This is a genomic window from Protofrankia sp. Cr1 (assembly GCF_963555865.1).
GTDB lineage: Bacteria > Actinomycetota > Actinomycetes > Frankiales > Frankiaceae > Protofrankia.
On record NZ_CAUVXO010000506.1, the window covers coordinates 1,535 to 2,727 of the forward strand.

The following is a 1,193-nucleotide window of genomic DNA, read 5'->3' on the forward strand; positions in this document are numbered from 1 at the left end:
GCAGAACAAGGCCACCGCAAGGAGCACCCGTGGTGCGGCCAGACTCAACCGCAGCGGGCCCGAGTTGTCAAGGTTGTCGAGGACGCTGTCCGGACAAATCTGGTTCAGCTCGTCGATGTGTTCCCGGCTTCCCCGCGGGTACAGCCGCTGTGCGATCCCGGACAGCCACTGGGACGCCTCAACGATCGAATGACCCGTCTCCAGAGCGTTGTCGGTGAGAACCCGCAGGCTGTTGACCACGGCCCCGGGCAGGATGTCGGTGGATCCCCGGGTCACCACGCCCAGTTCATCCAGCCGGTTACGCCGCGCCTGGTCGAGCCCACGGCTGCCGTCAATCTCGAAGAACTCGATCCGCAGGTTATGCCGCAGTTCGGCGAGCCCTGCCGCCGCCTGTCGCATCGCGGACCAGACAACCATCCCCGGTTGGTGACCGCTGAACAGCACCCGCCAGCCACGCATGCCCTTCACCGCAGCGTCAGCATCCGCGATCCGGCCGGCGCACTCCCGCAACAACGAACTAATCAGGCCGTCGGGCCGCAGCACGGCGTCTGCGCGCCGGTCGACCATCCCGAGCAGCAACGGCAACGGTCCGGTGAGGAGCGCCGGGGGTGGCTCACTCTCCTCGCCGGGCTCCGGGTGCGGAGCGAGCAGCCGGTCGAGCGCCCGTAACTGGGCGTCGGAGAGCACGCCGTCCTCAACCCGGCCGACCACCGCACGCAGACCGGGCGCGGCGGTCGCATCCGCCATGGAACCGACCCTTTCGGCGACCGCGTCGAACACCTCGTGCTGGCACAGCGCGTCCCGCAACGCTGCGAACGCCGGCGCGTCGTCGGCATCATCCAGAAGTGCGGGCAGGGACTGCGGCTGAGTCTGCCCCATTCCCCAGCCGACCCCCCGGGCGTCGCTCACCCACAACGTGGCCACCGGCGCTCGGAGGACGAAGGGCTTGACCAGCCCGAGCCGGCCCGGATCGGAGCGCCAACCGGCCCGCGCTCCAGAACCGCCGGCCTGGGAAGTACCGGGAGTCGCGGTGGCAGCAGCAGCGCTCCCCCGTCCCGGACGGCTCCCATAGCGGCCCCGGTCCGCGCCGGTGGGGGCGGAAGCCGTGGGGGCCTTGCCGCTCGAACCATCCGACCACGCCCAGCCGGCGGCCGCCTCGCCCCGGCCCGGACGGGCTGCCTGGCGCTCGTACC

1 pseudogene is annotated in these 1,193 nt (G+C 71.1%); it reads right to left on the reverse strand.

Annotation, left to right across the window (positions count from 1 at the left end):
- Nucleotides 1–1,193 (reverse strand): annotated as a pseudogene (locus U9980_RS24685) (hypothetical protein); the annotation flags it as partial.